The organism is Gluconobacter vitians, from assembly GCF_015244565.1.
In the GTDB taxonomy this organism is placed as follows: Bacteria; Pseudomonadota; Alphaproteobacteria; order Acetobacterales; family Acetobacteraceae; genus Gluconobacter; species Gluconobacter vitians.
Map to the genome: position 1 here is coordinate 30,781 of NZ_JABCQG010000015.1, position 24,309 is coordinate 55,089.

The 24,309-nt window shown below is 61.2% G+C and carries 26 protein-coding genes and 1 tRNA gene; 11 read left to right on the forward strand and 16 right to left on the reverse strand.

The window, feature by feature from the left end; translation table 11 throughout:
• Positions 1-34: 34 nt before the first annotated feature.
• Positions 35-658, forward strand: coding sequence for a septal ring lytic transglycosylase RlpA family protein (locus tag HKD24_RS11430; protein ID WP_194260394.1), 624 nt, complete (start codon positions 35-37; stop codon positions 656-658).
• A gap of 23 nt (positions 659-681) precedes the next feature.
• Here HKD24_RS11430 and HKD24_RS11435 read toward each other — a convergent pair whose 3' ends face one another.
• Positions 682-1,593 (reverse strand): YihY/virulence factor BrkB family protein, encoded by a 912-nt coding sequence (locus HKD24_RS11435; protein ID WP_228124359.1) that lies wholly within the window; start codon positions 1,591-1,593, stop codon positions 682-684.
• Positions 1,594-2,140: 547 nt separating this feature from the next.
• On the opposite strand from HKD24_RS11435, the gene HKD24_RS11440 reads away from it, so the two are divergent.
• Positions 2,141-3,280 carry a type III PLP-dependent enzyme gene (locus tag HKD24_RS11440; protein WP_194260395.1) on the forward strand — a complete coding sequence of 380 codons (1,140 nt, stop codon included), beginning with the start codon at positions 2,141-2,143 and terminating at the stop codon, positions 3,278-3,280.
• Positions 3,281-3,412: 132 nt separating this feature from the next.
• Entirely contained in the window at positions 3,413-3,619 is a 207-nt protein-coding gene (locus HKD24_RS11445) for a TOBE domain-containing protein (RefSeq protein ID WP_041112564.1), read from the forward strand.
• A 31-nt stretch (positions 3,620-3,650) separates the two neighbouring features.
• Here the strand turns inward: HKD24_RS11445 and HKD24_RS11450 are convergent, their stop codons facing one another.
• From HKD24_RS11450 to HKD24_RS11480, 7 genes are all read right to left on the reverse strand, one after another.
• Complete coding sequence (locus HKD24_RS11450) at positions 3,651-3,866, reverse strand: hypothetical protein (RefSeq protein ID WP_194260396.1); 216 nt, start codon at positions 3,864-3,866, stop codon at positions 3,651-3,653.
• Positions 3,866-4,441, reverse strand: a complete 576-nt coding sequence (locus HKD24_RS11455; protein WP_194260397.1) for a hypothetical protein — start codon at positions 4,439-4,441, stop codon at positions 3,866-3,868. Before HKD24_RS11455 ends, HKD24_RS11450 begins: the two co-directional genes overlap by 1 nt.
• 112 nt (positions 4,442-4,553) lie before the next feature.
• Positions 4,554-5,060 (reverse strand): molybdenum cofactor biosynthesis protein MoaE, encoded by a 507-nt coding sequence (locus HKD24_RS11460; protein ID WP_194260398.1) that lies wholly within the window; start codon positions 5,058-5,060, stop codon positions 4,554-4,556.
• Positions 5,057-5,896 carry an NTP transferase domain-containing protein gene (locus tag HKD24_RS11465; protein ID WP_194260399.1) on the reverse strand — a complete coding sequence of 280 codons (840 nt, stop codon included), beginning with the start codon at positions 5,894-5,896 and terminating at the stop codon, positions 5,057-5,059. Before HKD24_RS11465 ends, HKD24_RS11460 begins: the two co-directional genes overlap by 4 nt.
• Positions 5,893-6,375, reverse strand: coding sequence for a cyclic pyranopterin monophosphate synthase MoaC (moaC, locus tag HKD24_RS11470; RefSeq protein ID WP_194260400.1), 483 nt, complete (start codon positions 6,373-6,375; stop codon positions 5,893-5,895). The genes HKD24_RS11465 and moaC overlap by 4 nt, the downstream gene beginning before the upstream one ends.
• A 45-nt stretch (positions 6,376-6,420) precedes the next feature.
• Positions 6,421-7,455, reverse strand: a complete 1,035-nt coding sequence (gene moaA / locus HKD24_RS11475) for a GTP 3',8-cyclase MoaA (RefSeq protein ID WP_194260401.1) — start codon at positions 7,453-7,455, stop codon at positions 6,421-6,423.
• Positions 7,445-8,641, reverse strand: a complete 1,197-nt coding sequence (locus HKD24_RS11480) for a molybdopterin molybdotransferase MoeA (RefSeq protein WP_194260402.1) — start codon at positions 8,639-8,641, stop codon at positions 7,445-7,447. Before HKD24_RS11480 ends, moaA begins: the two co-directional genes overlap by 11 nt.
• A gap of 169 nt (positions 8,642-8,810) precedes the next feature.
• On the opposite strand from HKD24_RS11480, the gene HKD24_RS11485 reads away from it, so the two are divergent.
• On the forward strand, positions 8,811-9,782 hold the full coding sequence (locus HKD24_RS11485) for an XdhC family protein (protein ID WP_194260403.1): 972 nt from the start codon (positions 8,811-8,813) through the stop codon (positions 9,780-9,782).
• Entirely contained in the window at positions 9,779-10,375 is a 597-nt protein-coding gene (locus tag HKD24_RS11490; protein WP_228124352.1) for a nucleotidyltransferase family protein, read from the forward strand. The genes HKD24_RS11485 and HKD24_RS11490 overlap by 4 nt, the downstream gene beginning before the upstream one ends.
• A 35-nt stretch (positions 10,376-10,410) precedes the next feature.
• On the opposite strand, the gene HKD24_RS11495 is transcribed toward HKD24_RS11490, so the two are convergent.
• The 3 genes from HKD24_RS11495 to rplM all read right to left on the reverse strand — a co-directional run bounded on the left by HKD24_RS11495 (position 10,411) and on the right by rplM (position 12,714).
• Complete coding sequence (locus tag HKD24_RS11495; protein WP_062509867.1) at positions 10,411-11,490, reverse strand: branched-chain amino acid aminotransferase; 1,080 nt, start codon at positions 11,488-11,490, stop codon at positions 10,411-10,413.
• Between the two features lie 248 nt (positions 11,491-11,738).
• A complete protein-coding gene (gene rpsI, locus HKD24_RS11500) occupies positions 11,739-12,230 on the reverse strand; it encodes a 30S ribosomal protein S9 (protein WP_062496006.1) in 492 nt (163 codons plus the stop codon).
• Positions 12,231-12,240: 10 nt separating this feature from the next.
• A complete protein-coding gene (rplM, locus tag HKD24_RS11505) occupies positions 12,241-12,714 on the reverse strand; it encodes a 50S ribosomal protein L13 (RefSeq protein ID WP_011252036.1) in 474 nt (157 codons plus the stop codon).
• 327 nt (positions 12,715-13,041) lie between these two features.
• On the opposite strand from rplM, the gene HKD24_RS11510 reads away from it, so the two are divergent.
• Positions 13,042-14,448 (forward strand): hypothetical protein, encoded by a 1,407-nt coding sequence (locus HKD24_RS11510; protein ID WP_194260404.1) that lies wholly within the window; start codon positions 13,042-13,044, stop codon positions 14,446-14,448.
• Complete coding sequence (locus tag HKD24_RS11515; protein WP_194260405.1) at positions 14,445-15,368, forward strand: SDR family oxidoreductase; 924 nt, start codon at positions 14,445-14,447, stop codon at positions 15,366-15,368. The genes HKD24_RS11510 and HKD24_RS11515 overlap by 4 nt, the downstream gene beginning before the upstream one ends.
• 30 nt (positions 15,369-15,398) lie before the next feature.
• Here HKD24_RS11515 and HKD24_RS11520 read toward each other — a convergent pair whose 3' ends face one another.
• Complete coding sequence (locus tag HKD24_RS11520) at positions 15,399-16,820, reverse strand: mannose-1-phosphate guanylyltransferase/mannose-6-phosphate isomerase (RefSeq protein WP_194260406.1); 1,422 nt, start codon at positions 16,818-16,820, stop codon at positions 15,399-15,401.
• A 240-nt stretch (positions 16,821-17,060) separates the two neighbouring features.
• Between HKD24_RS11520 and HKD24_RS11525 the strand changes: the two genes are divergently transcribed.
• A complete protein-coding gene (locus HKD24_RS11525) occupies positions 17,061-17,993 on the forward strand; it encodes a DMT family transporter (protein WP_194260407.1) in 933 nt (310 codons plus the stop codon).
• Between the two features lie 34 nt (positions 17,994-18,027).
• On the opposite strand, the gene HKD24_RS11530 is transcribed toward HKD24_RS11525, so the two are convergent.
• Positions 18,028-18,103: transfer RNA gene (locus HKD24_RS11530), tRNA-His, on the reverse strand.
• A 101-nt stretch (positions 18,104-18,204) separates the two neighbouring features.
• A complete protein-coding gene (locus tag HKD24_RS11535; RefSeq protein WP_194260408.1) occupies positions 18,205-19,068 on the reverse strand; it encodes a glucose 1-dehydrogenase in 864 nt (287 codons plus the stop codon).
• A 230-nt stretch (positions 19,069-19,298) separates the two neighbouring features.
• Here HKD24_RS11535 and HKD24_RS11540 point away from each other — a divergent pair, with 230 nt between their 5' ends.
• The 3 genes from HKD24_RS11540 (at position 19,299) to HKD24_RS11550 (ending at position 22,760) form a co-directional block, all read left to right on the forward strand.
• Positions 19,299-20,753, forward strand: coding sequence for a SulP family inorganic anion transporter (locus tag HKD24_RS11540; protein ID WP_194260409.1), 1,455 nt, complete (start codon positions 19,299-19,301; stop codon positions 20,751-20,753).
• 91 nt (positions 20,754-20,844) lie between these two features.
• Entirely contained in the window at positions 20,845-21,498 is a 654-nt protein-coding gene (locus HKD24_RS11545) for a hypothetical protein (RefSeq protein WP_228124360.1), read from the forward strand.
• A gap of 74 nt (positions 21,499-21,572) precedes the next feature.
• Positions 21,573-22,760: an OpgC family protein gene (locus tag HKD24_RS11550; protein WP_194260411.1), complete on the forward strand. Its 1,188-nt coding sequence runs from the start codon at positions 21,573-21,575 to the stop codon at positions 22,758-22,760.
• Here HKD24_RS11550 and hflX read toward each other — a convergent pair.
• Together hflX and hfq are read right to left on the reverse strand one after the other, a co-directional pair.
• Positions 22,741-24,054 (reverse strand): GTPase HflX, encoded by a 1,314-nt coding sequence (hflX, locus tag HKD24_RS11555; RefSeq protein WP_194260412.1) that lies wholly within the window; start codon positions 24,052-24,054, stop codon positions 22,741-22,743. The two genes, HKD24_RS11550 and hflX, sit on opposite strands and share 20 nt — an antisense overlap.
• Positions 24,051-24,299: an RNA chaperone Hfq gene (gene hfq, locus HKD24_RS11560; RefSeq protein ID WP_194260413.1), complete on the reverse strand. Its 249-nt coding sequence runs from the start codon at positions 24,297-24,299 to the stop codon at positions 24,051-24,053. Before hfq ends, hflX begins: the two co-directional genes overlap by 4 nt.
• Positions 24,300-24,309 lie beyond the last annotated feature (10 nt).

Genomic DNA, 24,309 nt, shown 5'->3' on the forward strand with positions numbered 1-24,309 from the left:
GCCCGTTTCGTTCACTGGAGAAGAACCTGACATAGTGCGCTTTGACCTGTCTGCCCTTCGCAAACCCTTCCGTTTCCTACCGCTGCGCAGCATGACGTTCGCCGTCGCTCTCGCCGGGCTTGCGGGTCATCACACCGCTCTTGCGAGTGACGATTCCGCCACTGATGGAACGCCAAAGACAAGCTGGGCAGAGTCAGTCCGGACTGCACTGGCAAACCGTGCGCATCAGGCGGTTCATGCCTGGTCCCAGCATGGGGTGGCCAGCTGGTACGGCCGACACTTTCATGGACAACGCACGGCTAGCGGGACGGTTTTCAACACCAATGATCTGACAGCGGCGCACCCTTCCCTGCCGATCGGCACGAAGCTTCTCGTGACATCGCAGGATACGGGACGCTCGGTCGTGGTGACAGTCAATGACCGTGGTCCGTTCAACAGCCGCATCATCGACCTGTCCCATGCTGCCGCTGCGAAGATCGGAATGCTTGGCGCGGGCACGGCGCATGTCACGATCGCGAAAATGACCGAGATGGCGCCGTCCATGCAGCCCACCACCGAGCCGGAAGTGGCGGAAGCCGATCCTTCGGACACCAGCGCACAGGCGATCCAGGCCGCGGGAAGCACGGGCTCCCAGCGTACCCCGCACCATCACCGCTGATAACCGGTAAGGCCTGAAGCTTTTCAGGCCGCTCCGGGCTGTGGGGGCACAGCCTGACTTTGCCCTGCCCGCGCCTCGAGGCTGGCATTCAGTTCTGCCCCGAACAGCACGACATAAGCACTCACGAAAAACCACATCATGATGGCGGCCACCGCACCGAGAGGTCCGTAGGTTGCGCCATAGCTCGCGAAATGCGCGACATACCATGAAAAGCCGAGTGAGGTTGCGACCCACAGGATCGTCGCCAGTGCGGAACCGGGGAAAATCCAGCGCCATTTCGTATGCACACGACAGGGTGCGAAACGATAAAGCAGTGTTACGGCAATGAAGACGAACAGCAGCATCAGAATCGGTGCGAGCGTATGCACGACCATGGGCGCGCCATAGGACAGCAGCAGATCGACCGGAAACGGCGGATCGCTTAGAAAGCTGACATGACGTGGCAGATAATCCACCAGGGCCGGTGCCGCCACCATCAGGGCAAGGGTCAGAGCCGCCCCCAGAATGGCCATCAGCGTGGTTGAGAGCGCAATTGCCTGAAACTTCAGGAAACTGCGGGTTTCCTGCGCATTATAGGCCATATTGAGTGCCGACAGGACGGACTTCGTACTCGCGGAAGCCGACCACAGAGCCACCGACAGCGAAAAGATCAGCCCGATCGTCAGCGAGGAATGGGGCTGGGAAATCAGCTCATGGATGCGGTCCCCGATCAATTCATAGGCCGAGGGGGGCAGAAGATGGCGGAGCACTTCGAGCTGCGGTTCGACTGTCTGAAGATCAAAGGCCAGACCGTACAGGGAGATCAGGCTGGAAATGGCGGGAAAGAGCGAGAGCGTGGCATAGAACGCGCATCCTGCTGCAGACAGGGATGTCTGGCTGGACCCCACCTCGGCAAACAGGTGCTTGGCGACAACCCGCCAGGCCGCATGATGCAACCGGTCCGGAGCCGCTGCAACCGTCGGATCATTCGGTTGCGTCGCAGCGCCGGGCTTCGCAGGCTCCGAAGATCCGGCTTGATCCGGCACGGCATGGGAACCGGAAATGGTCGCAGACTCGGATGTTAAACTCACGCAGGGTGTCCTCGGCAGTTTCCTGTTGGGGGCAGCGGTCGGCCTCGTTTCCTTCCGATCCTAATGGCTGGTGAAGACCATTCCGGATCAGAACGATACGAGCCAGTACCTACGCGAAAGAGGCCTTCCGCGTTCCGAATTCGCCCTGATTCAGCCCTTCAATATTGGCAAAAGCGTCACAATGCAAAATTATCGGTTGCATGACGCGGGGTTTGGTCCCATATGCCCCCCTCACGCAGCAACGCACGTGCCACTGGCCCACTCGAGGTTACGCAACGACGTCAAGCGTTCTGGCCTTCAGGAATCCACCCGTTACGGATTCCCGCTATTCGCCGGTCCGTTCGACCGTTTCGCAACACACTCGCAGGGCGACATCGTTCCCTGACGAGTCCGGTTCTGGGAATTGAGTGTCATGACTCCCAAAATCACCCGTTTCCTTGCCGAGCAGCAGCCGGCAACCCCCTGTCTCGTCGTCGATCTCGACGTCGTGGAGACGCATTACCGTGCCCTGCACGATGCGCTTCCGGAAGCGAAAATCTATTACGCCATCAAGGCCAACCCGGCCCCGGCCATTCTCGACCGGCTTGTCGGTCTGGGCTCTTCGTTTGATGCCGCATCCCTTGCGGAAATCCGGATGTGCGTCGACGCAGGCGCAACGCCGGACCGGATCTCCTACGGCAATACGCTGAAGAAGGCCGAATGGATCCGCGAAGCGCATGCACTGGGCATCGACCTCTTCGTGTTCGACAGCATCGAAGAGCTGGAAAAGCTCGGCAAACACGCTCCGGGCGCACGCGTTTTCTGCCGTCTGGCCGTCGAAAACGAAGGCGCGGACTGGCCCCTTTCGCGTAAGTTCGGCACCACGCTGAACCATGCCCGCAACCTGATGCTGCACGCCCGCGATCTTGGACTGAAGCCTTATGGCCTGTCGTTCCATGTCGGCAGCCAGCAGACGGGTGTTGCCGCCTATGATCATGCGATCGCCAAGGCAGCTGGTCTGTATCATGACCTGCGTGCGCAGGGCGTGGACCTCCAGATGCTGAATCTGGGTGGCGGCTTCCCAACGCATTACCGCGAAAACGTGCCCTCCGTTCAGGACTTCGCCGACACGATCCATGCGTCCCTGAAAAAGCATTTCCCGGATGGCGCGCCCGAAATCCTGCTGGAGCCGGGCCGTTATATGGTCGGACAGTCCGGCGTGGTGTCGAGCGAGGTTATTCTCGTCAGCCGTCGCGGTGGCGCTGCGGGTGATCCGCGCTGGGTCTATCTCGATATCGGGCGCTTCGGTGGCCTGGCCGAGACCGAAGGCGAAGCCATCCGCTACACCTTCCGCACGTCCCGTGACTCCGAGGGTGCTGTGCGCTCCCCCTGCGTCGTGGCTGGTCCGAGCTGTGACGGTGTGGACATCATGTATGAGAAGAACCGTATTCCGCTGCCGGATTCTCTTGAATGTGGGGACCGTATCGAGATCCTGGCCACAGGCGCCTATGTCTCGACCTACTGCTCCGTCGGCTTCAATGGCTTCCCGCCCCTGAACGAGCATTACATCTGATAATTGCCGCTCCGGACCTTTCAGGGTCCGGAGGCACTTTCCACCTCCGCGTCACTGGACGCGGGCGGACGGCCTTCCGATATGAAGCGGACAGACATTCCTGTCTGCCATTCCCGTTAGAAGGTTTTTTTCATGAAGCTTAGTGCACGCAACCAGCTCAAGGGCCGGATCACGAACATACTCAAGGGTGCAACGACATCTCACATCACCATCGACGTCAACGGCACGGTCATTACCAGCGCCATCACCAATGAAGCCGTGGCCGATCTGGGACTTGAGGTCGGCAAGGAGGCCTATGCCGTGATCAAGGCCTCCAGCGTCATGGTTGGCGTGGACTGACCTTTCACTAAAAGCGCCTTTCCGGGAGACGTTATCCCTGGAACGGCGCTTCCAGCCCGGACTGATACCCCAGGGCTGACAGAAGATCTTCGGCGGAGATTTCGAGATTCAGGCAGGCCAGCCAGCAGAATCCGACCACGCCGACAGCCAGCAGCAACAGACAGACCGTCATGTGTTCCAGCTCCTCAAGCCCTCTGGGGCGCGCAGCTGCGCGGACCCGGTTGGGGCGTGTGCCCAGCGACATCATCAGTGCACCATCCGGTTTGCGTCATGCAGCGGACCGCTATCCTGCGGCCACAGAACCCGCATCCGCGACGGACTGACCGATCGCCAGCGGCTGATCGACGACAATGCGCCGCCACCGGAAATCGTGGTCTCATCCTGAAGCAGTTTTTTCGGCAGCCAATGCCCCGCTCCGGCCAGACAGTCGGCCAGTAACGTCAGGGCCATTGCAAGGCACCCCTGCACGAAGCGATCCGGAAAGACTTCCGCCAGGAGCACGAAGACTTCCCGCTGGCCCTCGTTCTGGGCGGCGATGATCCCGCGCAGAAACCGTTCTTCCAGCGCCGTCAGGGACAGCATGCCCGGCGCATTCACGGCAAGGAGCGGCTCATCTGCCGCCTTCAGATGATAGGTCGCATCCGCAAAGACCCCTTCCGCAGCATCAAGGGCCGGGCGGAAGCAGGCGGGAAACAGGCCGTCGGTCGTCTTTGTCTCGGGGCAGCTTGGCAAGCGGTAATGGCTGATGAGGCAGCGAATGCTCCATAGCGCGAGCCGTTCACAGCAGCAGAGATCGGACAGGGAAAGCGACAGCCGTGTCATGGGGAAACTCCGAATCAGCAGAACCGGAGTTACCCTAATTGAGAATGATTTTCAGTTACAACTTAAAAACGCTCCGCAGGGCATAAAGATACGGCCCTGCGGAAACGCTCAGTCAGTGATGATGATGGCCGCAGCTTCCATGATCGTGGCCGTGGTCATGATCATGCGTTCCGCTCTCCGACGCACGCGGCGCGATCTGGCAGTGATGGCACGCTACCCATTCGGCATCTCCGTCCAGATAGTGCTCTTTCTTCCAGACAGGCACGCGATGCTTGATCTCGTCGATGATGTAGCGACAGGCCCGGAATGCGGCATCCCGATGCGGTGCCGAAACCCCGATCCAGACGGCAACTTCCCCGACCTTCAGGCTGCCGGTGCGGTGCATTGCCACGGCCTGGCTGATCTCGAAATGCTCCAGAGCCTCGGCCACAATCCGCTCGCCTTCAAGCTGGGCCAGCGCCTCATAGGATTCATATTCCAGACCATCCACCGGACGGCCTTCGTTCCTGTTGCGGACCCAGCCTTCAAACGTGCAGAACCCGCCAGCCTCGGCCAGATGCAGATCCTCACGCAGCGCGTTCAGATCCACGGGCGCGGACGCCATACGAAAGCGGCTCATCCGCCCGTCACCGGCGGAATGAACACGATATGGTCCCCGTCCTTCAATGCCTGTGTCCAGGGCGCGAAATCTCCGTTGATCGCCACGCGCAGCTTCGAAGCTTCGAACGGAAAGGCGTATTTTTCACGCAGTTCCTCGTAAAGCGGCCCCACGGTCGCGAAGGCGGTCTCGAGCGACTGCTCCCGCGTTCCAGCCAGCTCCCGCAGCTGTGCAAAATATTCCAGTGTCAGGCTAATCATCGGCCCTCCCGGCAGATCCTTCAGGCGCCGGGCCGCGTCCTCGCGTTCCTCCGGCGTATTGATGTTGTCGAGTGCACCACGGCTATGCGGCTCCAGCAGCTTTGTCGGGCTGTTGATCAGCAGTTTGCGCGGACAGATCCGGCCACCCGCAACCTGCTTTTCCAGTCGATCAAGCGCTTCCGGCTCCCAGATGGCGCAGAGCGGTTCGGGCAGGCCATCATGCTCGCTGCGATAGGACACGGCGACATGCTCCCCGTCCCGTGCGGCGATCAGGGTGTCGAGCGTGCCACGATCCAGCATCGGCAGATCACAGGCCAGAACCAGCCAGGCAACATCCGGATAAGCCCGCTGGGCCGACAGCAGCCCCGCCGCCGGTCCGTCAACGTCCACCGTATCGACGATCTGCGGAAAGCTGGACCGCAGTGGGTCGGACGCCTGGTCCGGCCTCACCGATACAAAACACCGGTTCACAACAGGCGTCAGAACCTCGAACGCTGCCTGAAGCTGTGGCTTGCCGTGATAGTCGAGCGCGGCCTTGTCCGTTCCCATGCGTTTGCTGGCACCACCCGCAAGGATCAGGCCATAAAGTGGTGTCATGATTCAATCCGCTGGAAGTCGCACTTGCCGCCGGCTTTGCCCATCAGCCGAACCTCACGGATGACCATGTCATGGGACATGGCCTTGCACATGTCGTAGATCGTGAGCGCGGCTACGGAGGCCCCGGTCAGCGCCTCCATTTCCACGCCCGTGCGCCCCTTGCACGAGACCCGGCAGTCGATCACCGCCTCATCGCCCTCGATCGTGATGTCCACCCGGCAGCCACTGAGCGACAGCGGATGACATAGCGGAATCAGCTGCGACGTCGATTTCACGCCCATCACGCCTGCAATCTGCGCCACGGTCAGCACCGCACCCTTGGCTGTCATGAACCCGGCATCCGACAGGGTCCGCGCCATCTCGGACGGGAAAACCAGACGCGCCTGGGCATGGGCGCTGCGTTCGGTCACATCCTTGCCGCTGATATCGACCATGCGCGGATCCTCGCCGCGCTCGTTGACATGGGTGAGCGTCTTCATCGTCTTCGATCTCCCGGTCTGGTCACCGAATTCTGGCCACCGATTCTAGCCGCCGATATAGTTCATCTCGATGCGGCGTCGTGCGGGCGCATCCGAAGAGGCGGCCCGTTCCTCACTATACCTGTCCGTCCGGCGGCGCCACACCCCGGCCAGAAGGTCGCGCAGGGCTGCATCATCCGCATCGCTGCGTAAAAGCGTGCGCAGATCCGTGCCTTCCGACGCGAACAGACAGGTATAAAGCTGCCCTTCCGACGACAGACGCGCACGCGAACAGTCCCCGCAGAACGGCGCCGTGACGGAAGAAATGAAGCCGACTTCTCCAGCCCCGTCGCAATAGCGGTACCGCTGGGCCACTTCCCCACGATAATGCGCATCCACGGGCTCAAGCGGCCAGCGGGCATCAATGCGCTCGCGCAGTTCATGCGACGGGACAACCTCCGCGCGCTCCCAGTGATTGCGCGTCCCGACATCCATGTATTCGATGAAGCGCAGCACGACACCGGTATGACGGAAGCGCTCAGCCAAAGCTTCAACGCCCGCATCGTTCAGGCCACGCTGAATGACGGTATTGAGCTTCACACCACCTGAAAATCCGGCCTGCGCGGCGCTGTCGATCGCATCCAGAACCGGCTCAAGCTGCGCCCGCCCACCGCTCATCCGCGCAAAGACGGCCGGATCGAGACTATCGAGGCTGACCGTCACGCGGTTCAGCCCGGCCTCTTTCAGATCCTGGACATGCCGTTCCAGCAGGACGCCATTGGTAGTCAGGGCAATGTCTTCCACGTCTTCAATGGATGCCAGACGCGCCACAAGCTCCGGCAGCTTCGGACGCAGCAGCGGCTCCCCCCCGGTCAGGCGCAGCTTGCGGACACCAAGCGAGACCGCCACACGCGCCACACGCTCGATCTCGTCGAAGCTCAGGCGCTCTTTTGGTTCCAGAAAGCGGAAATGCTCGTGATAGGTCGCTTCCGGCATGCAGTAGGGGCAGCGGAAATTGCAGCGGTCCATGACGGAAATCCGCAGATCATGCAGCGGACGACTGAAGCGATCGGTCAGAACAGGCGTCGGGTTACCAGCCATGAAACATCGCAGCTGTTCCGCGGGGGGCGATACCATCACCGCGCGGCAGTTCCACAAATCCGTCTGTAGACGCTAGGAAGCTGAAATCTCCGGAGGTCGGCATGGGGCACGGCGTTGCGAGCGCCTGTCCTGTAGCGTCATGGCGGACTTTGACCGGCAGAAAACGGGTGAGCGTCGGGATCAGATCAGCCTCTGCATCGAGCATGACCGTGTAAGGTTCAGGGCGGCACAGTCCCTGCCCAGCCAGCAGCATAGGCATGACATAACGCACGCCACAGGTCGTGGCAGACACCGGATTGCCCGGCAAGCCGAACACGCGCTGTCCTTCAGGGCCGACGCCGAACCAAAGCGGCTTGCCCGGACGCTGTGCCACCTTATGGAAGACGCGCTCCACCCCGATTTTCGAGAGCGCCTTGGGAACATGATCGAACGCCCCCATCGACACGCCGCCGCTCAGGATCAGGACGTCATGGCGCGAGAGCTGTTCGCGCAGGGCCACGATCGTCTCCGCGAGATCATCGGGAACAACGGAACGCTCGATACAGTTGAACCCGCGCGACAGCAGAGCCCCCGTCAGGGCGTATTCATTGGAGCGCCGGATCTCCCAGTCCCGCACGGGCGCGCTGACATCCACCAGTTCGTCCCCGGTCGCGATGATCCCGATGGACGGAATGCGGGACACCGTGACATGCGCGTGACCATTGCCCGCCAGAACCGCAAGCGCGGGGCCATCCAGACGGCATCCGGGGGTCAGAAGCTCCGTGCCCGCCGCACAGTCGGAACCCCGGCGGTGAATGAACTGCCCCTTGCGCGGCTCATACCCATCCTCAAAGCGCATCAGGCGTCCTTCCCGGACGAGACGCTCCACCGGAACAACCGTATCCGCTCCCTCCGGCAGGACGGCACCCGTCATGACTTCAAGACAGACATGCCCTTCCGGGAGTGGCTGTCCCGGTGCCCCGGCGCGCTGGATTCCGTGCGACACCAGCGTCGGGCCGGTGCCGTGACGGAAGGCAATGCCGTCCATCATCACGCGGTCATAGGGGGGCTGCGCGCGTTCGGCGCGGATGGTCTGCTGGAGGATGCGCCCGGCCGCCATCGTCAGATCAACCGTCTCGGTCCCGAAGCTGCCGGCATAATCCAGCACCAGCTCCATGGCCCGTGTAACGCTCAGGAGTTCACTCATTTCCGCTCCGGTCGCTGCCGTGTCTGTTCCGCTGGCTGAAATGCCGACGCTGCATACCCTGCCGATATAGACCTCACGGCCCCCGGATCAACAGTCTGCGGACGAAAGGGTATGTCATAATCGTCTTTGGCGTTACCCTTATGCCACCAAAGAGCATCAGGGACCCTCCATGACGGCCGCGGCACAGTTCTCTCCCCTTCCTCAATGGCCGGCATACGGCCTGACGGATGACCTGTTTCCCACACTGGAACGCTGGGCTGCCGAGGGGAAACGTGCGGCTTTGGCAACGCTAGTCAGCATCACGGGGTCCTCACCCCGCCCGCTCGGCAGCGAAATGGCGATCTGCGACGACGGAGAGGTTCAGGGCTATGTGTCTGGCGGCTGTGTGGAAGCAGCCGTACGCGCGGAGGCACTGGACTGCCTGAAAGACGGTCTGCCACGGATGCTGGACTATGGCGCGGGCAGTCCCGTTCTGGACATCCAGCTGACCTGTGGCGGCCGCATCGGGATTTTCGTGCGCGCCCTGCCTGATCTTGCAGCCCATGTCGCCACCCTCAAGGCGGCGCGGGAAAACCGCCGTCCCGTCACACTCCTGACCAATCTCGACACCGGGAGCATGCAGTTCTGCGCGGAAGCCCGTGCCACCGGTTCGGAAGGCAGGATATTCGCCCGCCAGTACCTCCCTCCCCTGCGACTGATCCTGTCCGGCGGGGATCCGATCACCCTTGCGATCCTGAGCCTCTCCGGCCTTATGGGACTCGAGACCGTCCTGCTGCGCCCCTACGGCCCGCCCGAGCCCCCGCCCGGCCTGTCACCCGCGCGCTATATCCGTGGCAGTCTGGAGGCCGCCCTTCCCACGCTTTCACTCGATCGATGGACGGCCGTCTATAGCCTGACGCATGACGCTCTTTCGGACCTGACGCTCACAGCCCATGCCCTGAAATCCGAAGCATTCTGCGTCAGCATTCTCGGAAGCCGGCGCAAGATTCCGGGCCGTCTCGAAGCGCTGAAAACAGCGGGGGTTCCGGAAGATGCATTCAACCGCCTGCACCTGCCCGCAGGACTGGAGATCGGCGCCCGCACTCCAATGGAAATCGCGCTTTCCATCCTCACCCAGATGATTGCGACACGTCCCCGATGATGCACCATTGCGCCCTTCTGCTCGCGGCCGGAGGCAGTACGCGCCTCGGTCGCCCCAAACAGCTTCTGAACATCAACGGGGTTCCTCTGGTTCGTCATATGGCGGAGCTTCTGCTGGCAACGCAGCCCACACGCCTTGTCGTGGTAACCGGCGGCGCGGAAACGGGCGTGTGTGAAGCGCTTGCGGGCCTCGACAGTGTCATGGTTCAGAACGAAAACTGGCAGACCGGCCTCGCATCTTCGCTCAGATGCGGCCACCGGATGCTTGCGCACGACAACGCTCCGCTCCTGATCGCCGGAACGGACCAGCCCCGCCTGACAGAAAGCCACCTTCGCGCACTTCTGGAGCACGGAGACGCCAGAAAAGATGTGGTGACGGCTTATGGCCCGGAAAGCTGCGGCATTCCGGTTCTGCTGAGCCCGGCTACACAGCAACGCATTGATGCCCTGCACGGGGACACCGGTCTGCGTCAGCTCTGGAAAAACGCTGAAACTGCTCCGGTTCTGGTCGATGCACCGGAACTCGCTTTTGACATCGATACACCGGTCCAGCTTGATGCCGCGAGACGCGCCAGGTGGATTGACCCGGACTGAAAAAGCCGGGTTCCAACGAACCCGGCCTGTCATTTTCAGGAAATGCGGTGGATCCAGCCATGGACGTCATTCGTCCGGCCGCCCTGCACATCCGTCAGAGACTTCTTGAGCTGCTGCGAGACCGGTCCCGGCGTCTTGCCGTCACCAAACACAGCCTCGCCCGTCGGACGCACGAACTTGCCGATCGGTGACAGGACCGCGGCCGTACCGCAGGCGAAGGCTTCCGTGTACTTGCCCGAAGCCGCACCGGCGAACAGTTCGTCAATATCGACCGGCTCTTCAACCACTTCGATCCCCTGATCGGCAGCGAGCTGGATCAGGCTGTTGCGGGTGATGCCACGCAGGATGGTGCCACCCAGCGGCGGGGTGACGATCTTGCCGTCCTTGCGGACGAACATCACGTTCATGCCGCCCATTTCCTCAACAAAGCGACGCTCACGGGCATCAAGGAACAGAACCTGGTCGCAGCCCTTGTCCTTGGCCTCGGCCTGGGCAATCAGGCTGCCGGCATAGTTGCCGCCACACTTGGCCTCACCCGTACCGCCGATCGCAGCGCGCGTATAATGCTCGGACACCCAGACGGACACGCAGCCCGAGCTGAAATAGGCGCCCACCGGACAGGCGATGACAATGAACAGATATTCCGTCGCCGGCTTCACGCCGAGGAACACTTCATTGGAAATCATGAACGGACGCAGATACAGGCTCTGCCCGTCTCCGGACGGCACCCAGTCCTGATCCACACGCACTAGTTCGTCCACGGCCTGAACGAACAGATCTTCCGGCAGCTCAGCCATGCCCATGCGACGGGCAGAGGCGGCAAAGCGCGATGCATTGGCCTCGGGGCGGAAGGTGGCGACATGGCCGTCCTTCTCACGATAGGCCTTCATGCCTTCGAAGATCTCCTGCCCGTAATGCAGGACCGTCGAAGCCGGATCGATGCTCAGCGGACGGCGTGGCGTAATTTTTGCATCATGCCAGCCTTTGTCAGCGGAATAACTGATGATGGCCATGTGATCGGTGAAAACGCGGCCAAAGGCCGGATTGGCCAGCAGTTCCGTCCGCTTCACGGGATCGGTGGGGGTATCGGTCTTTTCAATAATGAAGGTCGTCATGAGGAAAGCATCTTCCGAAGATTCTGGTCTTAAAAACAGCGGACGCACTCTGCCATACATGCCCGGCGCTGGCGATATGAGAAGGTTATTTCTTTTGTGCTTATTTTTTAGACCGAAAGATGCTCACCAAGATCATTTCACGGTTTTTTATTTCGAAAAACATAACCTTGGCCATCCCCGTACATCGGGCACAAAAAAACCCGGCCATTTCTGGCCGGGTTTTTCCGTAGTTCGAAAAGGCTGAAAGATCAGCGCTTCGAGAACTGGAAGGAACGACGTGCCTTCGCACGGCCGTACTTCTTACGCTCGACAATACGGCTGTCACGCGTCAGGAAGCCGGCAGCCTTCAGGATACCGCGCAGGCTCGGCTCGTAATACGTCAGCGCACGGGAGATACCGTGACGGACGGCGCCAGCCTGACCGGACAGACCACCACCGGTCACCGTGCAGTACACGTCGAACTGGTTGTAGCGGTCGGAAATCAGGAACGGCTGCGTCAGGAGCATACGCAGGACCGGACGGGCGAAATACGTCGTGACCGGACGGCCATTGACGATGATGTCACCCTTGCCAGGCTTGATCCATACGCGGGCCACGGCGTCCTTACGACGGCCGGTTGCGTAGGAACGGCCCTGGGCATCACGCTTGACTTCGTGAACCGGGGCAGCGTTGGAGGTAACGGCAGGAGCAACGCTCGCAAGGTCCTGCAGCGTGCCGGTGCGCTCTTGGGTCTCGGACATGATACAGGCCTTACGACTCGTGGGTTACGGTGTTTTTGCGGTTCATCGCAGCAACGTCCAGCTTGACAGGCTTCTGGCCGTCATGCGGATGCTCGGAACCGGCATAGACATACAGGTGCTTCATCTGGGCGCGCTGCAGAGGACCACGGGTGATCATGCGCTCGACGGCCTTCTCGACAACTTCACCCGGGTTCTTGCCCGTGAGACGCTGCGTGATGGTGCGCTCCTTGATACCGCCCGGATGACCCGTGTGATAGTGGAACAGCTTCTGGCCGACCTTGTTACCCGTCAGAACAACCTTCTCGGCGTTGATGACGACGATGTTGTCGCCGCAGTCAACGTGCGGGGTGAACTGCGGCTTGTGCTTTCCGCGCAGGCGGGTGGCGATGATGGTGGCGAGACGGCCGAGAACGAGCCCTTCGGCGTCGATCAGCACCCAGTTCTTCGTCACCTCCGCTGGCTTCAGCGAACGTGTGGTCTTCATTAGTGACATTCCAGCTTGGGGCACGGCCCGCAGGCCGCACCGTGGATGGCGCTTGCAGCGAAAACGGTGCCCGAAAGCACCCTTTCCTCCGGCGAAGCGGATCAGGTGGGGCCTTATTGCCGTCCTCGGCGCGCACGTCAAGCCCCGTTCACACATTGAATTATGTGATTCGCAGCGGTTTTCCGCCATTTTCAGCTATGCGGTATCTTGTTACCGCAACAAAAACGATGTCTGCATTGCCCCCCGGCACGACAATGGTATCCTGCCAACACGCAGACCGTTCGCGCCCGACACCTGTGCGGGACCGTTTCAGACAGGAACATCAACGTGAAAAGACCCTGGCTCACGGCGAGCCTGATTTCGGTAATTGCCGTCATGGGCATGGCTGGCGTGCACCATGAGGCCCATATGGAACTGGTCCGCGGCCTGTCGAGCTTTAGGGCCGCGCTTCCTCCGGGCACGACATTCACCTATGGCAGTGCAAAGCCAGCGATTCTCTCGCTGGGCGCAACGCTGACGGACATTACCCTGCGGGACGGCTCCATCACCCTGCGTGCCACCCGGATGCGGCTGGGCCATCCCCGCCCCACGCCGAACGGGGGGCTGTCGATCCGTTCGGTAGAAGTCCGCGAACCGTTTCTTCAGACCCCGACCCAGATCATCCATGGCAGCGCCCTCAGCCTGCGCCAGCTGATCCTGCCGCCCTCACGCCCGCCTGCAGACGGACAGTCCCGGATCGATCTTGCGCATATTGCCCTGGCCCATGGCCAGGTCGAGCAGTTCTCGGTGCAGAATCTTGCGCCCTCGCCATCACCCGGTCCGATCAACGTCCATGGCCTGTTCGCCAGCCGCATCACGCTGGACAACTACGGCCCCGCCCTCGTCACCACCCTGCGCAGTGATGGCGCAACCCTTGCCTATGAACGGACCGTCCACACACCGGGACAGAACCCGCAGCTTGTCAGCGGACAGGCGAGTCTGGAACGGCTGGATCTGAAACAGAAGGACCTTGCGGCGCAGATTGCGGCTGTATGGGACCATCACCCGCTGCCTTCACATATGCCTCCTCCCCAGAGCTTCGCCGCCCACAATTTCAGGCTCAGCATGACATCGGGGACAATCCGCCTCGATGATCTGCGTGGAACGGGAACCCTCGAGGACCAGACGGCCACGCTGACGCAGGATGTAAAAGGCTTCCATTTCCAGAGTGACGAAAAGCTCCCCTTTCCGATCAACGGGGCGAAGTCGACCGCTCATTATGTGCAGGTCTCCAATCTGGCGGAGCACACGTCACAGACCAATGCGATCCTCACGATCCCTGACTTCGTGACGCTCAAAGCCAATGCCCGCATTATCCAGACAGATTTTGCAAACGGCCATTCCGCGCCGCAGCAGATTCTGCAATCCACGGCGCTTCAGAACATGACCGTCTCACTGCAGGGCGACAGGCTGCTCGATACCGGTTTTGCCCTGTCTGCCCGACAGGCCGGAAATGGCACGACCGCAGATCAGCTTCGCCAGAAGAGCAGTCAGGTCCTTCAAGGCGTGCTTTCGGTCAATCCTGCACTGGGCGCTGTCTCGGACTATGTTGCCAACCCGGCAGGCCGTACCCTGACAATAGCTTATGCTTCCAGGACGCCGATGTCCCTGAAGCTTCTCAACGAAGCTGTTTCTTCTCCGGCCGCGATGATGGCCTTTCTCACCTCTCCTGATCTGAAGGCTTCCGCAGAATGACGACTGGCGACATTCCGCAGCCCGCTGTACCGGCACAGGGTCCGGTCTGCATCATCGGTGCAAGCGGCCGTTCAGGATCGGCGCTCTGCCGCGCGCTTCTGGCCGAAGGTCAGAAGATCATCGCTGTCGTACGCAGTCAGGGCAATCTTGCGCCTGACATCGCCCAGGCCTGCCTTGCCGTCCGTATTGCTGATCTGACGGACAGCAGCACGCTTCCGCTCGCATTCGAAGACGCGGCTGTCGTCGTCAATACGGCCCATGCACGTCATCTTCCGGCCATTCTGGCAGCCACGAAAGCCCCTGTCGTTGCTCTGGGCAGCACGCGCAAGTTCACGCGCTGGCCAGACGATCACGGACGTGGGGTTCTGGCGGGAGAAGCGGCGCTGAAAGCCGATGGGCGGCCTTCAATCATTCTGCACCCAACCATGATCTATGGGGCGCAGGGCGAAGACAACGTGCAGCGGCTGGCCAAGCTTCTGGAACGCCTGCCGGTCATCCCGCTCCCAGGCGGCGGTCGCGCACTGGTGCAACCCATCGACCAGCGGGATGTGACACGCTGTCTGGTCTCGGCCATTCATCTGATCCAGAAGGGTGAGGTCACAGGCCCGGAAAGCATTGTGATCGCCGGTCCGGCTGCGGTCGCCTACCGGACGTTCGTACGTATGGTGCTGTATTTTGCAGGGCTTGGCGGACGTCCCATCATGTCCCTGCCGGGATGGCTGCTGATGGCACTGTCACACATAACGCACCATATTCGCAGACTGCCGCAGATTGCGCCGGAAGAAGTCCGGCGGCTGCTGGAAGACAAGAATTTTGATGTGGGCCCGATGGAAAGCCGGCTGGGTGTCACACCCGTACCGCTTGCCAACGGGCTTCATCATCTGTTCGGACGCCGGTCCCACCAGAACCGGGATCCCTGATCCTCAGCGGATCAGGGCCTCCGCGCCGGATCAGTTGCGGGAATAAACGTCCTCGATCCGAACGATATCGTCTTCGCCCAGATAGGGCCCGGACTGCACTTCGATCAGCGTCAGCGGGATCCGGCCTGGGTTTTCCAGACGGTGCACACAGCCCAGCGGCAGATAGATGCTCTCGTTTTCACGCACCATGAGCTGGTCGGCATCACGGGTCACGAGCGCAGTGCCTCCCACGACAACCCAGTGCTCGGCACGATGGAAATGCTTCTGCAGCGAGAGCTTCTGGCCTGGCTCGACCACGATCCGCTTCACCTGGAAGCGGTCCGCCTGGATCAGGCTCTCATAGAAGCCCCAGGGGCGATACATGCGGTTATGGGCCACCGCTTCCTTGCGTCCTGCCTTCTTCAGGCGGCTGACCATGTGCTTGACGTCCTGCGCCCGGTCACGATGCGAGACCATAACCGCATCCTGCGTCACGACCACGACCAGATCTTCAACGCCGGCGACCGTGGCAACGATCCCGTCTGAACGGACATAGCAGTTGCGCGCACCATCAAGGAAAACATCCCCGAACGTGGCATTTCCGGCTTCGTCCTTGGACGTCAGTTCCCACAGTGCATCCCAGCTGCCGATATCCGACCAGCCGAATGTTCCCGGCACGACGGCCGCACGTTTTGTCCGCTCGGCCACGGCATAATCCACGGAAATATCCGGCGCCTGACGGAAGCTGGCATCATCGAGACGGTCAAAGTCGAGATCGCTCTTGCGGGTCCGGACAGCCTGCCCGACATGCTCGTAAATCGACGGCTCGAAACTCTCTATTTCGGAAAGGAACACGCCGGCCTGCGTGACGAACATGCCGGAGTTCCACAGATAGCGGCCATCGCGGAAAAACGTCTCTGCCGTGGCAACATCAGGCTTTTCGACAAAGCGGGACACTTCATAAACGTCCTCCAGCCCCGGCAGAGCCGCGCCGCTCTCAATATAGCCGTACCCTGTCTCGACACGCGTCGGCTTCATTCCGAACGTGACGATCCTTCCCTGGGCCGCAGCGGCGACAGCATGTTCCAGAGCGGAATACAGCGCAGCCTCATCGGTGATCGCTGCATCCGCGGCCATCACCCACAGAATGGCATCGGGATCGGTTTCGGCCACGAGGAACGCCGCAGCGGCAATGGCCGGTGCCGAATTGCGACCTACGGGTTCAAGCACGATCCGGGCATCTTCGATTCCGACATCCCGCAACTGCTCTGCCACGATAAAGCGATGTTCGGCATTACAGATTACGATCGGTGCAGCCAATCCCGCCCGGGCGCCCCGCAGCGCGGTCTCCTGGATCAGGGTCTTATCCGACAGGAGCGGCCAGAACTGCTTGGGATAGCTGCTGCGCGAAACCGGCCACAGACGACTGCCTGACCCGCCGGAGAGAATGACTGGAACGATCTTCTGGGACATGAGGGCTTACGCTTTTTCATCCACGTGTATGGGGGCCATGCGGCCTGCCCAAAGGACCGGCACCATACATGAAGGCAGCGGCCTTTCCAATTTGGGACCCTCACCGCCCCGACTGCATGAGCACTCCAAAGGAAGGAGGAAAATGTCAGATATACATTCTGACACATTGACTGCCACCGTCATGGGGTTTTCTTATTCCTCCGAAAGAGGGCATGGATCTGCCCGCGGAGAAACACATCCATGAAGCAGAACATTTTCTCCTCAGGCATCCTGCTGGCGCTTCTGGGCTATGCCGCTTTCTCGATCAGCGACGCCTGCTCGAAAGGACTCGCCGGGCATCTCGACCCTTTTGAAGTTGCGTTTTCAGGCGGCGTGTTCGGCTTCATTCTGCTGCCCTTCATCCGCCGTCCGGACGAACCCTATTCCGACATCTTCGCGACAACGCGCCCGGGCATGTGGATCCTGCGCGCCGTTTCGACATTCGTTTCAACGGCTGCCAGCGTCATGGCCTTCATGCTGCTGCCCATGCCAGAAGCCCTGTCGCTGATGTTCCTGATGCCGTTTTTCGTCACCATCATTTCCGTGACGATCCTCAAGGAAAAGGTCTCGTTCTGGACCTGGCTTTCCGTCGCGGTCGGATTTCTCGGCGTGCTGATCGTCCTGCGGCCCGGCGCCCGGACATTCCATCTGGGCCATGTCTGCGCCATCGTCGCAGCCCTCGCCAATGCCAGCAGCGTCGTGGCGTACCGACTGGCGGGAGACGGGAGCGCACGGCTTTCCCTGTTCGGATCAAGTCTGTTCGGCCCGCTGATCGGCGACGGCCTGCTCATGATCACCCATGCGTCCTGGCCGCATGGTCTGAAGGTCTGGGCCATCCTGTTTGGATATGGCTTCCTCGCCGCTCTGGGTCAGCTTTTCATGATGATGGCCACAGCCGTCGCCCCCGCGAACCGGGTTGCCCTTCCGCAATACAGCCAGATGGTCTGGGCGGTGGCGTTCAGCTATATGCTGTTTCACCAGCCGCTGGACACCTGGACATTCGTCGGGATCGTCGTCGTGACGCTTTCGGGAATGCTGAACTGGATCCGGCAGAAACTGCGCTTCGAGCGCATGGCACTGGAAGAGCACTGGGAACACCGGCATCACCATCAGGTCGATGCAGCAAAACCCTAGGACCAATATTGAGATTTTTTGGGGAGAGGATTGCTGGGGCGAATGACGGGGATCGAACCCGCGACAACCGGTACCACAAACCGGCGCTCTACCAACTGAGCTACATCCGCCACACAGCGACGCATTCTCTAGAGGAAGGTGGGGGCTGTCGTCCAGTCCCCTGAAGCAATTTTTTTCATGCTCCGGGTTTTTCCGACGGCCCCACCCCGGATCAGATCACCGGGGTACCACCGGTGACCGCAATCGTGGCACCGGAAACATAGCTGGCTTCATCGCTTGCGAGGAAAACATAGGCTCCGGCCAGTTCTGCCGGCTGCCCTGGGCGCTTCATCGGCGTATCAGCGCCAAAGCGTTCCACATGCTCGACATCCATGGTCGCGGGAATCAGCGGCGTCCAGATCGGGCCGGGAGCGACCACGTTGGAACGGATTCCCTTCTCGCCCAGCAGTTGGGCCAGACCACCGCTGAAGTTCTGGATGGCGCTCTTGGTCGCAGAATAGGCCAGAAGCTTCGGCTTGGGCTGATCGGCGTTGACTGAAACCGTATGGATCAATGCACCACCCCGCGGCATGTGCGGCAAGGCCAGACGCGACAGCCGGAACGCGGAACCGGCATTGATGTCAAATGTCTTGTCCCATTCCTCCTCACTGACATCCGCCAGTGAGGACCGCTCGATCTGGAACGCGGCATTATTCACCAGAATGTCGATCTGCCCGAATTCCGCGACCGTGCGGTCCACGAGTTCCGCACAGATGTCCCGGTCCCGCAGGTCTCCCGGCACCAGAAGGGCGCGTCGGCCTGCCTTTTTGATCCAGTTCTCCGTTTCGCGGGCATCGTCCATTTCTTCGGGCAGGAAGGAGATGACAACATCCGCCCCTTCACGGGCAAAGGCGATGGCAACAGCCCGTCCAATCCCGGAATCGCCCCCCGTGATGATCGCGGTTTTTCCACGCAGCCGGTCATGGCCGACATAGCTCTGTTCGCCATGATCGGGCTTCGGCGTCATAAGAGACGTCTGTCCCGGAATGTGATCCTGATGCGGCGTGTTGAACGGCGGGGACGGATAATTGGCCATGATGGTCTCCGGATGAGGAATGGTCAGTGCCGTCCCAACGCAGCGACGCCTCCGGATGTTCAATTCGTAACACCAACGTCCTGCTGGAAAGTCTTTGAGGCATTGTCCGTGCCTCATGGTCATTCCGCATCTTCAATCCTGAAGCGAGCCGGGTTAGACTGTGTGCCTCATTGCCGCGCCGGGCCTGAATACGTCGCACCCTGTTCACGCCCTACGCTCAAGGATCCTGCATGACTCCCGCTCTCTATCGTCGCCAGTGGGCACAGAACCCGCTGCGCGAAGTGCTGGCCGGAATGGTCGGCACTTTTGCCCTCATTCCCGAGGTCATTGCCTTCTCCTATATCGCCGGCGTCTCCCCGGCCGTCTCGCTGTTCGCGTCCTTCGTCATTTCCGTCTCGATCGCCATTTTCGGCGGCCGCCCAGGCATGATTTCCGGTGCGGCCGGTTCGGTGGCTCTGGTTGCGGCACCGCTGGTGCACGCTCATGGCGTGCAGGCTATGCTGCTTGCGACGCTTGTCGCCGGTGCGTTTCAGGTCGTGTTTGGTCTGCTACGCCTTCAGGCCGTCATGCGGTTCGTGCCAGCCGAAGTTCGCACGGGCTTCGTCAACGCGCTGGCCATCATGATCTTTTCTGCACAGGTGCCGCAGATGCTGGGCGTGACCTGGCACACCTATGCGCTGATCGCGCTGGGCCTCGTTATCATCTATCTGCTGCCCCGTCTGTCAGACGCCATCCCCTCGCCGCTGATCTGCATCGTTATTCTGACTGCCATCACGATGCTGCATCCGATGCCGGTTCATACCGTCTCGGATCTTGGCGACCTGCCCACCGGCCTGCCCAGTCTGACCTTCCCGCATATCGCCCTGAACTGGGCCACATGGTCGGTCGTGCTGCCCTACGCGCTGGCCATGGCTGCCGTTGGTCTGCTGGAATCCATGATGACGGCCTCTGTTGTCGATGACATTACCGACACTCATGGTGACCAGCGCATGGAATGCACGGGCCTCGGCATTTCCAACATTCTCGTCGGCGCATTTGGCGGCATCGCGGGCTGCGGCATGATTGGCCAGACCGTCGGCAATTTGCGCTATGGCGGTCGCGGACGGCTGTCCACCTTCACCGCTGGCGCGTTCCTACTGGCCCTCATGGTTCTGCTGCATCGCTGGGTCGGGCAGGTTCCGATGGCTGCCCTTGTTGCCATCATGATCATGGTCTCCGCCAGCACATTCTCCTGGAGCAGCCTGCGCGATCTGACCCGCCATCCGCGCCTGTCCAGCCTGACCATGCTCGTCACTGTCGCCGTGGTCGTCATGACCCACGATCTGGCCGCAGGCGTTGCGGTCGGTGTCATGCTCTCGGGCGTATTCTTCGCCTGGCATGCCGCAAAGCTTTTGCGCGTCACGGAAGAGCGGTCGGGCGAGACGCTGACATACCGGGCCTCCGGACAGGTCTTTTTTGCATCCGCAGACAGCCTGTCCGATGCCATCGACTACCATACTGATGCCAAGACCGTGGTTCTCGACCTCACCCATGCGCGTTTCTGGGACATCACCTCGGTACAGGTTCTGGAGAAGATCATCGGCAAGCTCCAGTCCCACGGCCATACGGTCGAAGTCACGGGGCTTCATCATGACCAGCATGGCATCATCGCCACGCAGTCGAATGAGAGCCTGCTCGCACTGTAAGGCCTGGCAGGACCTGAAATCGCAAAACCGTGCGGATGCCTGACTGTTATAAAGGCATCCCCGAGCGGTCCGGAGAGACGCGTTGCGCAGCATGATTGATTTCAGTTCCTGGCACAGCCTGCTGGCCACCCTGATCGGGCTGGCGCTTTTCACGCTGATTGGCGTCGGCATCCGCCTGCTGACGATGCTGACCATCCAGCAGCGCCGGGAGCGGATGAACCGCCAGATCAACGAGCGCCTCCGCGTCCTGATGGCGGCCTATCGCACATTGGGTGGTTCGTTCACTGGCACCCTGCTTGTGGATCCGACGCACAAGCGGGATCTGGGACCTGACCAGCTTTCCGGCTCGGATCGCAACCGCCGCATCCGCGATGCCGTCGAAGCCGCGCTGTCCGACATTATCCTGCTTGGAACGGAAGAGCAGGTCCGGATGGCGGGCCGCGCGGCGGCGGAGCTGGTGGCCGGACGCCCTGTCCCCACCCATGATCTGGTGGTGTCCCTGCGCAACTTCATCCGCAAGGCCCTGAACCTTGAAAGCCTGCCCTCCGATCTCGTCCTGCCCGAACAGGGGCCTGCCCGCCCCTCCTCGAATGGCGGCAACAAGGGTGACGGCAAGGAAGGCGGAAAAGGCGGCGGAGGAGGAGGTGGTGGTGGTGATGGCGGTGGTGGAGGCGGTGGCATGGGCATGCAGGGCGGAACGGACCCGGCCTTGCACCATTCGGAGACGGACAGTCACAGTCTGTAATTCCGTCCAATCTTTAATCCGACCGTAACGAGTCACCCATACCCCTGCCCCCGCACTGACGGTAAGAAGAAGTCATGGAGCCGCCCCAACCGCCCCCAGCAGCTTTAGCGCGCAAGAATCCCCGCGATCACCGTGTGGATGCGCTGCGTGGCATCGCCCTGTTGATGATGCTCGTGGATCATGTTCCCGATGATCTGCTCAACCGCATCACCATCCGCAATTTCGGTTTTGCGGACGCGGCCGAGATCTTCGTCATGCTAGCGGGCTATGCGTCCTATCTGGCCTATGGTCGCCTGATCGACCGGCAGGGCTGGAAAAGCGGCATCCATCGTATTTTTGGACGCTGCGTCAGACTGTATCTGTACCAGACCGGCATGACACTGGTTTTCGTCTGGACCGTGCGCCAGTGGCGGCACTACCAGCCGCTGCCCGAATACACGATCGAACCTCAGCTTGCGCATGGCTATAGCTGGCTATGGCGCATCCTGACCTTCGATGCGCTGCCGAGCTATCTGAACATCCTGCCGCTTTATGTCGTGCTTCTGGCGCTGTTCCCGCTGATCTACTGGGTTCTCAAGCGCAGTGTATGGCTGCTGCTGGCGCTCAGCATCGGTATCTGGGCTATTGCCAATCTCGATCCGCGCATTACCATCCCGAACTGGCTTGATCCCAATGGCTGGTATCTCAATCCGTTTGGCTGGCAGTTTCTCTATATTCTGGGGATTCTGGGTGCGGTCTGGGCCTCGAAACATAATGGCGATCTGCCGTATCGTCCCTGGGCCAAGGTCCTGTGCCTGACCTATCTGGCGGGCGCTTTCGTACTGTGCTTTCCGTATGAATACTGGCACGTCCCGTTTCTGCGGGTTTTTCCGGCCCCACCCAATACCGGCAAATCCACGCTGGCCATCTGGCGCCTGCTGGACATCATGGCGATCTTCTATCTGGTGCAGTCGTCCAAGGCCCTGCGCCGCATTTCCGCCGACCGGATCGGCCAGAGCCTCGCTTTGCTCGGACGGAACTCGCTGGAAGTCTTTGCTTGCAGCACGGTGCTGGACCTGCTGGGACGGCTGATGTTCGCGAGCTTCGGCATCGATCTGTGGGATCAGCTCGTGATGAACGTGGTCGGCCTTGGCCTGACCTACGCGCTGGCCATTCCACTGGATCGTGCCCGCCAGCGCGCCAGGGCCGCCCGCCTCTCCCCCGGCGCTGCACAGGCTGTGTCAGCGCCCAAAGAGGAAGGTCTCAGGCTTCCGGGCGGATGATCCGGTCCGGGTGAAGCAGTCCGAACCGCTCCAGATCGGCTGAGAAAAGACGGACCTGCACGTCCATCCCGTCTTCGCGATCCGTCCGACCAACCACTTCGCCATGCTGGTAAAGCCAGGCGAGGGCCGCGCCGTCCGTGATCGGAAGACGCACATCCACGGATTTCATCGATCGCGTCAGGTACTGGTCCAGGATCTCGAACAGATCCGGCAGCCCCTCGCCCGTGATGGCTGAGATCGCCACCGCGTTTTCACGCTTGGGCACGGCCTCAACGCCACCGACCAGATCGGCCTTGTTCAGCACTTCAATCGTACGGTCCGGCCAGTGCGCATCGAGCATTCCGTCGCGTACCATGCCGTCCAGCACATTGAGCACGTCGGCCCGCTGGGCCGCACTATCAGGATGCGAAATGTCGCGCACATGCAGGATCACATCCGCCTGCGCCACTTCCTCAAGCGTCGCCCGGAAGGCCGCAATCAGCTCCGTCGGCAGCTCACTGATAAAGCCCACCGTATCGGACAGGATCACATTGCGGCCGGACGGCAGGCGCAGTCCGCGCATGGTCGGGTCCAGCGTGGCGAAAAGCTGGTCCTGCGCATGGACAGACGCGCCCGTCAGGGCATTGAACAGCGTGGATTTGCCAGCATTGGTGTAACCCACAAGAGCCACGACAGGGAATGGCACGCGCTTGCGGGAGTCACGATGCAACCCGCGCGTCCGGCGGACCTGTTCCAGCTCTTTCTTGATCTTGCCGATCCGTTCGGCCAGCATCCGGCGATCCGCTTCCATCTGCGTCTCACCCGGACCACCAAGGAAGCCGAAGCCACCGCGCTGACGCTCAAGATGGGTCCACAGCCGCACAAGCCGCGAGCGCTGGTATTCCAGATGCGCCAGTTCAACCTGGAGCACACCTTCACGGGTCGCTGCGCGCGCGCCAAAAATATCGAGAATCAGCCCCGTCCGGTCCACAACCTTGCAGCCCAGAGCCTTTTCGAGATTACGTTGCTGCCCGGGAGACAGGCGCGCATCGATGACGACCACGTCCACGTTATCCAGCTTGACCGCTTCCGCCAGCTGCTCGACCTGACCGCTTCCCAGCAGGGTCGCCGGACGGCGCGCGCGCAGCAGAATGGCCGCCTGACGCACCACCACAAGCCCGATCGACGCTGTCAGCCCGACCGCTTCCTCAAGCCGTGCATCGGCCGCGCGGATTTCCTCCTGCGGTCCCGACTTCTCCCAGGGCAGGATGACGGCCGCACGGGTTGCAGGTTTTTTGGTATCGAAACCGCTCAAAGTTCTTCTTCCACAAAATGGGACATGGCCGCCACCGGCATGATCGTGCTGACGGCATGTTTGTAGACAAGCTGCACATGACCATCACGTCGGAGCAGCAGGGTCTGCGCGTCCGACTGGGTGACAATGCCCTGAAGCTTCACGCCATTGACCAGAAAAACGGTCACGGAGGCTTCCGTCCTGCGCAGATGCTCGAGGAAAACCTCCTGCACGGCACGCGCAGAAGAGGAAGGTTCTGAAGTCACGCTGTTATCA

Bases quoted from the DNA above. Each gene is read 5' to 3' on its own strand.
- HKD24_RS11460 (WP_194260398.1), bottom strand. From the start codon at position 5,060: ATGAGCCGCTTTCGTATGGCGTCCGCGCCCGTGGATCTGAACGCGCTG.
- moaC (WP_194260400.1), bottom strand. From the start codon at position 6,375: ATGAAGACGCTCACCCATGTCAACGAGCGCGGCGAGGATCCGCGCATG.
- rpsI (WP_062496006.1), bottom strand. From the start codon at position 12,230: ATGTCCGAGACCCAAGAGCGCACCGGCACGCTGCAGGACCTTGCGAGC.
- HKD24_RS11465 (WP_194260399.1), bottom strand. From the start codon at position 5,896: ATGACACCACTTTATGGCCTGATCCTTGCGGGTGGTGCCAGCAAACGC.
- HKD24_RS11535 (WP_194260408.1), bottom strand. From the start codon at position 19,068: ATGGCCAATTATCCGTCCCCGCCGTTCAACACGCCGCATCAGGATCAC.
- HKD24_RS11515 (WP_194260405.1), top strand. From the start codon at position 14,445: ATGACGACTGGCGACATTCCGCAGCCCGCTGTACCGGCACAGGGTCCG.
- HKD24_RS11440 (WP_194260395.1), top strand. From the start codon at position 2,141: ATGACTCCCAAAATCACCCGTTTCCTTGCCGAGCAGCAGCCGGCAACC.
- moaA (WP_194260401.1), bottom strand. From the start codon at position 7,455: ATGGCTGGTAACCCGACGCCTGTTCTGACCGATCGCTTCAGTCGTCCG.
- HKD24_RS11520 (WP_194260406.1), bottom strand. From the start codon at position 16,820: ATGTCCCAGAAGATCGTTCCAGTCATTCTCTCCGGCGGGTCAGGCAGT.
- HKD24_RS11540 (WP_194260409.1), top strand. From the start codon at position 19,299: ATGACTCCCGCTCTCTATCGTCGCCAGTGGGCACAGAACCCGCTGCGC.
- HKD24_RS11545 (WP_228124360.1), top strand. From the start codon at position 20,845: ATGATTGATTTCAGTTCCTGGCACAGCCTGCTGGCCACCCTGATCGGG.
- HKD24_RS11455 (WP_194260397.1), bottom strand. From the start codon at position 4,441: ATGACACGGCTGTCGCTTTCCCTGTCCGATCTCTGCTGCTGTGAACGG.
- HKD24_RS11550 (WP_194260411.1), top strand. From the start codon at position 21,573: ATGGAGCCGCCCCAACCGCCCCCAGCAGCTTTAGCGCGCAAGAATCCC.
- HKD24_RS11445 (WP_041112564.1), top strand. From the start codon at position 3,413: ATGAAGCTTAGTGCACGCAACCAGCTCAAGGGCCGGATCACGAACATA.
- HKD24_RS11485 (WP_194260403.1), top strand. From the start codon at position 8,811: ATGACGGCCGCGGCACAGTTCTCTCCCCTTCCTCAATGGCCGGCATAC.
- HKD24_RS11525 (WP_194260407.1), top strand. From the start codon at position 17,061: ATGAAGCAGAACATTTTCTCCTCAGGCATCCTGCTGGCGCTTCTGGGC.
- rplM (WP_011252036.1), bottom strand. From the start codon at position 12,714: ATGAAGACCACACGTTCGCTGAAGCCAGCGGAGGTGACGAAGAACTGG.
- HKD24_RS11450 (WP_194260396.1), bottom strand. From the start codon at position 3,866: ATGATGTCGCTGGGCACACGCCCCAACCGGGTCCGCGCAGCTGCGCGC.
- HKD24_RS11495 (WP_062509867.1), bottom strand. From the start codon at position 11,490: ATGACGACCTTCATTATTGAAAAGACCGATACCCCCACCGATCCCGTG.
- HKD24_RS11480 (WP_194260402.1), bottom strand. From the start codon at position 8,641: ATGAGTGAACTCCTGAGCGTTACACGGGCCATGGAGCTGGTGCTGGAT.
- HKD24_RS11490 (WP_228124352.1), top strand. From the start codon at position 9,779: ATGATGCACCATTGCGCCCTTCTGCTCGCGGCCGGAGGCAGTACGCGC.